At 42.9% G+C, this 6,000-nt stretch carries 3 protein-coding genes; 1 reads left to right on the top strand and 2 read right to left on the bottom strand.

From position 1 onward, the window contains the following. Together BUA53_RS16115 and BUA53_RS16110 are read right to left on the bottom strand one after the other, a co-directional pair. Window positions 1-2,483: PKD domain-containing protein (locus tag BUA53_RS16115; protein WP_245793181.1), on the bottom strand; the 2,483-nt coding region annotated here is incomplete at its 3' end. A gap of 249 nt (window positions 2,484-2,732) precedes the next feature. After that, the gene (locus tag BUA53_RS16110; RefSeq protein WP_084080172.1) at window positions 2,733-5,183 is read right to left on the bottom strand and encodes a DUF5916 domain-containing protein; all 2,451 of its coding nucleotides are present in this window, start codon (window positions 5,181-5,183) and stop codon (window positions 2,733-2,735) included. A 212-nt stretch (window positions 5,184-5,395) separates the two neighbouring features. On the opposite strand from BUA53_RS16110, the gene BUA53_RS16105 reads away from it, so the two are divergent. Beyond that, complete coding sequence (locus BUA53_RS16105; protein WP_072836423.1) at window positions 5,396-5,902, top strand: DUF2059 domain-containing protein; 507 nt, start codon at window positions 5,396-5,398, stop codon at window positions 5,900-5,902. Window positions 5,903-6,000 lie beyond the last annotated feature (98 nt).

Raw genomic sequence — 6,000 nt, 5'->3', positions numbered from 1 at the left:
AAAACATCATCAAAGGCTGTAGCGCCAGCATTGTCTGTGACGGTGAGGCGGAAGATATAAGACCCCTGTGCAAGACCACTTACCGTGGTAGTAGCAGCAGAAGGACTATTGATAGTAGCTGCACCTCCTGATACTTTGGACCATGCATAGGAAGCAATGGAACCATCAGGATCTGAACCACTTCCTGAAAGTGTCACACTGTTTGCAGGAAGGGTGATGGTTTGGTCAGCTCCTGCGTTGGCAGTTGGTGATTGGTTGGCTGCACCATTTACGGTAACATTCACATCATCCGAAGCGGTTGCTCCATTATTGTCAGTTACGGTTAAACGGAAGATATAGCTGCCCTGGGTGAGGCCACTAACCGTGGTAGAGGCAGCTCCGGGGCTATTGATAGTAGCTGCTCCTCCTGACACTTTAGTCCAGGAATAAGCTGTAATACTACCATCTGGATCAGAGCCACTGCCTGTTAAACTAACTGAATTGGCAGGAAGTGTAATTGTTTTATCCGCACCTGCATTTGCAGTAGGTGATTGATTAGCTGCAGCGTTTACATTGACAACTACATCATCAAAAGCAGTAGCTCCATTGTTATCGGTTACTGTTAACCGGAAGGTATAGCTTCCCTGTGACAAGCCTGTAACACTGGTTGACGCTGAACCCGGGGATGAAATACTTGCTGTCCCTCCTGTTACTTTTGTCCAGCTATAGGAAGCAATAGATCCATCAGGATCTGAGCCACTGCCTGTAAGGGTAACAGCATTGGTCGGCAGGGTTATATTTTGGTCTGTACCCGCATTGGCTGTGGGAGATTGATTGGGCGTGGCGTTAACCACAACATTGACATCGTCAAAGGCTGTTGCGCCGCTATTATCTGTAACAGTAAGCCTGAAGATATAATTTCCCTGTACCAGTCCTGAAACGGTAGTGGAGGAAGCCCCTGGCGAATTTATAGTAGCAGCACCACCGGAAACCTTGGTCCAGCTATAGGCAGTGATCGTTCCATCAGGGTCAGAACCACTTCCCGAAAGCGTGACACTGTTAGTAGGTAATGTTATATTCTTGTCTGTTCCTGCATTTGCTGTAGGAGGTTGGTTAGGAGCGGGGTTCACCGTAACATTCACATCATCAAAAGCTGTGGCGCCGCTGTTATCTGTTACTGTTAAACGAAAGATATAGCTACCCTGCACAAGACCACTTACCGTGGTAGTGGAAGCTCCCGGGCTGTTGATAGTTGCTGAACCACCTGAGACCTTCGTCCAGGAATAGGCTGTAATACTGCCATCAGGATCGGATCCGCTGCCAGCCAGGCTCACAGAGTTGGTTGGAAGGGTGATTGTTTTATCAGCTCCTGCATTGGCCGTCGGAGGTTGGTTAGGGGCAGCATTGACAATAACCGTTACATCATCCGAAGCTGTTGCGCCGGCATTATCAGTTACGGTGAGCCGGAAGATATAAGTTCCCTGCGCCAGGCCACTGATAGTTGTTGACGCAGATCCGGGACTGTTGATGGTTGCTGCTCCCCCCGAAACCTTTGTCCAGCTATAGGAAGCAATAGTTCCATCAGGGTCAGATCCGGAACCTGTTAAGGAAACTGAATTAGTGGGAAGCGTTATCGTTTTATCAGTACCCGCATTGGCCGTTGGGGGCTGGTTAGGCGGTGGACTGCTACCCCTGGTATATTGCAACATCCATTGGTAGACATTTAATGTGTTATTGGGAGGAACAACACCTGCAAGGGTGTAAAACCAGCTATCATGCCCGGAGGCATCAAAAATAGTTACTTTGGGTGGCGGGTTGCAACCCAACATGGTAATGGTATCGGTATATCCAGTAGTGTAGGTCAGTGCCACTCCATCATCATACCTGTTGTGAAATGCCCATATAGGCAAATTGGTACTAGCAATAACCTTTGATTTAGCAAGTGTTGGTGTATCAGTGCCTGTAAATGGTGCTATAGCTGCTAACCGATTGGAGTATAGTGCACTGCTACCACAATAATTCCATACCGATCCTGCGCCGGTGCTGATACCTACCAGATAGATCCGGGAGGTGTTCACCCGGTAATGCGAAACAGCATAGTCAATAATCTCATTGATCTCGGCAGCTGTTGGATAGCGTTGCCATATGGGAATAGTAATCTGCGGTGTAAAGATGATAAACCTGTGTGTCTGTCCATTTACTGTAAAGGAAGTAGGAAAGCTGCCTTCATTGATATATTTGGGCGGCCCGTTATTATACAGTTTCTGGAGATCTGTAAGACTACCATTCCCGGTTTCTCCAATGCCTTCAATAAATATTAGCAGGGGGTAGGTCTGGGTTCCTGTATTATAGCCTTCAGGAAGGTATTCAGCAAAACCATTGCATTCGGCATTGATATAAACGTTAGGTCGTAAAGTCTGAACCTGGCTATTTCCCTGTAACGAAAAAATAAGCGCAAATAAAAGAAATAGCGTACATGGCAGGGCAGCGTAAAATTTTCTCATAATAAAAGTGGATGTGTACCTGAATTGGATTACAATGAATAGGGTAGGAGTAATATAAATATAAGATAAATCCTTTATTAATCCTACCAAAACCAGGCCATTAGAACAGAGTTTGAAGGAAAAATTTTCTAAAAGCTGTTTTAGTATCAACCAGGGCTCCGGGCATTTGAAAGCTCTATCCATGAGGTATCAAAATGAGAAAGATCCGGTACAGTTCCCGGATCTTTTACTCATTTCGTTATTTCATTTTTAATGAGCAGCATGGCGCAGGGATAAATAGTCCAGGTAGTAAATGATCTTTATGGAAAAGTTATTCTGCTGGGGCGTATTCAACACGTTGGAAAAATTAGTATGGTATTGATTACGTATCTGCTGGTCAAATAATTGGGAAGCATCTTTCCAGGCGATATTGATAAAGCTGCCTGGAGCAAACTGCCAGGTATACACCATGTCAATATTGAAAAGATTCAAATTCTTATTGGGATCCTGGTCAACAGTATTTACTTCCTTCAGGTAGCCATCCTGCTCCAGGTTAAAGAAACGGGTATAGTGAACCTTACTCCAATAATGGCGTGCCCTGAAGCTTAGCCCCATTTTAATATTGAAATTGTATTTGACATTAAATATGTTCTCTACTGTGTTACGGTTGCGCAAACCGAATAGAATGCTATCTCCTGCCTGGTTAATAAAGCCAAAGCCGGCATCCCTGTTGACCCATTCCATGTTATTGGTAAGGCCCATGGAAAGTTTATCAGAAAAACGGTATTGGTTTCCAATAATAAACTGGGTTCCGTTCGCATTGTACCTGGATGAATGGCTTTGAAATCCCTGGAGGGATAGATTGTATCTTTTTGCTGTATTGGTATTTATAAAAAAGCCTGTGGTATAAGACCCCGGGTTTTTAAAAACCCTTCCTTCTACCCTGGGTTCATAGAAATCATTTTCTTCGGGTGAAAATTTTGCATTCAATCCTACGTTCCAGAGATTTTTGAGCTGGCTGTTGACATTTGCGTTGACTTTGAAATACTGGAAACTCCGTGGCTTATACCGCTGTGAATAGTTAGCCCTTACCTGGACACGGATGTTGTTGTAAAAGCTTTTTGGCTGCATGATCTTGTACCAGAGACCTGTGCCATAATTGAAATAGTTGTTATTGGTAAAATAACCCATATCATTTTGCTGGTACTTTTCATCTGCCATAAAATGGTCTACCTCAAAAGTAAAGGGGCCCCTGAATTTGCCAAGGTTCACTTCGTAATTGTATCCGGATAGCGTTTTACCCGGGGCGGGCTGTCCAAATAAACGACTGTTGGCCACCTTGCCCCAGAAATTCCAGTCAACTTTTTTGTCATATAGATCCCAAAGGCCCGCGGTTACATTGGCATCATAATCTTTGCCATTCCTGAGTACATTGGTATTGACAAGGGTAATACTTGAATTGTTTTTCAGGGTCTGGTCCAGCACAATGATATTATAGTTGGTCAGCGGGTTGGTTTCAAGTTTATACTGCGTTTTGTTATTATCTTCTATGGTAGCATACTGAGGCTTGGTGATGGCATTAAAGAAGCCTACTCCCAGGCCGCCGGCGGTTCTGCCACTGATCTTGGTAGCATTCAACAGTTTGGTTTCAGAGGGATTCTGAATAAGCGTTTCGCCGGGTTTCAGCTGATCTAAAGGCAAATAGTAATTGAGGGGTTGACCACCAATTCTGCGGCTGTAAAACAAATTACCCTTGTTGAATAGTTCTGTCCCTTCGGTAAAAAAAGAGCGGTTCTCATTATACCTCACCTCGAAAGGACTTAGATTAAGTACCTGGTTGTCACTTTGAACCTGGCCAAAATCGGGGATCAGTGTCATATCTAAAGTGAACGCCTTGCTGATACCATACTTTACATCCATTCCACCATTGATAGTGGAACCCCAACCTTTATTATTGGATGCATTATTATCCATGTACGCAGAAAGGTAGGGTGAAAAGGAAAGCCTGAGAGGTGATTGAATGTCCCTGATGTCTTTCCAGGTACCTGCCTGGTTCATGGTTCCAAATTTATTAGGGTCAAGGGGGCTCCATAAAAATTGTTGGCCGGTACGGGTGCGGCGGCGTACAAAATTGATACCCCAGCTTTGCACTTTTTCCTTGCTGAAACGCAACGCAGAATAAGGGATGCGCATTTCAAAAGACCAACCTTTGTCGGTTATTTTAGTGGCAGTCTGGAACACAGTACTCCAACTTTCATCTTCATTGTTGAGGAAGTATTTGCAATCCATTTGTTCTCCCAGTGGGGTAACATAAAACCCGACACCATTTATCTTGTCTTCATAGGTGTCGAACATCACACCTGCAAAATCATTAACACCAATCTGGTCGCGCCCTACCAGTTCCGTGGATATGCTGTCTTTGCTGTTTTCATGCATGAACATGGACACATATATGGCATTGTCATCGTAAAGAATAAAAGCTTCCGTTTTAGTGTTTTCCTGTTCCTTTCTTCCATAAGAAGGCCGCTGTTCAATAAAATTGCGGGCAACAGCAGCAGTTGCCCATGCAGGATCACCGAGGTCTCCGTCAACTTTAATGGCAAACGAAGTTCTGATAGCAGGTAAACTGCAGAGAGAAGTTTGTGCTTTAGGGAAAATTGAGGGGAACAAAAAAATGCCTGCCAATAAATAGCTTCGGAAATTCCCTATCATTCTGAACATTGCTTACTTGATTTAAAACCTTTAAATGAGGGTGCAAAATGTATAATCTTTAAAAAACTGACTACCTTTTAGTAGATGAAAGGCAGATATAGCCTTATGAGCAGGGAAAATCAGGAAATGAATCATGATCATTCATTGAATCCCGGGAATAAAGACTACCTGGCCCTGTTATCTTTAATAGAATTGGATTTATTGGTTTCTAAATATTTAATATGAAGTTTTTTCTTTTTTTATTGCTATGCTTTTTATGCCAGGACGCTTTTTCGCAAATTGACTCTTCTTTCGTAAAAGCATTAAAGGCTTTGGATACAGCAGATATTTTAAAAGCAGATACCCTGCCCCCTCCCGATGATGCATTTACAAAAAAGATTAAGGTCCTGAAAAATGAACGGAAAGGGTTGACAACAGAAAATATCATTCGAATGAAACTAATGGAAGAGCAGCAGAAGGATAAGGTACATTCAAAAGAGTTCTATATAGAATTACAGCGGGAGATAACAACCGGCAAAACCGGGCAACTACTGGAAAATAGTTTTGTTAATCTATATAGGAAACGATTTACAGAAAGGGAAGTAGATGATCTTATAAATTTTTATAAATCCTCAGCAGGTAAAAAGATGGATAATGAATTTATATTGTTAATGGTTCAATCTGTAAAAGGTGCTGAGCAATTGCTGAAGATCGCTGGTAAAAATGTGGAGATGAGATTGAAAAAATAATAGATGGCGCCTTTGTGCCTACAAGGCCTCAATCATGGCGTGGTACTAAAAATCTTTCATTTACATCATTATAATTTTATGTGTGGGTCCTGTTCTTT

This window comes from Flavisolibacter ginsengisoli DSM 18119 (assembly GCF_900129295.1).
In the GTDB taxonomy this organism is placed as follows: domain Bacteria; phylum Bacteroidota; class Bacteroidia; order Chitinophagales; family Chitinophagaceae; genus Flavisolibacter; species Flavisolibacter ginsengisoli.
The sequence above is the reverse complement of the archived record's forward strand: the minus strand, read 5'-3'. Positions and strand labels throughout refer to the sequence as shown.

Excerpts from the sequence above, each read along its gene's own strand:
- BUA53_RS16110 (WP_084080172.1), bottom strand. The coding sequence starts at position 5,183 with ATGTTCAGAATGATAGGGAATTTCCGAAGCTATTTATTGGCAGGCATT.
- BUA53_RS16105 (WP_072836423.1), top strand. The coding sequence starts at position 5,396 with ATGAAGTTTTTTCTTTTTTTATTGCTATGCTTTTTATGCCAGGACGCT.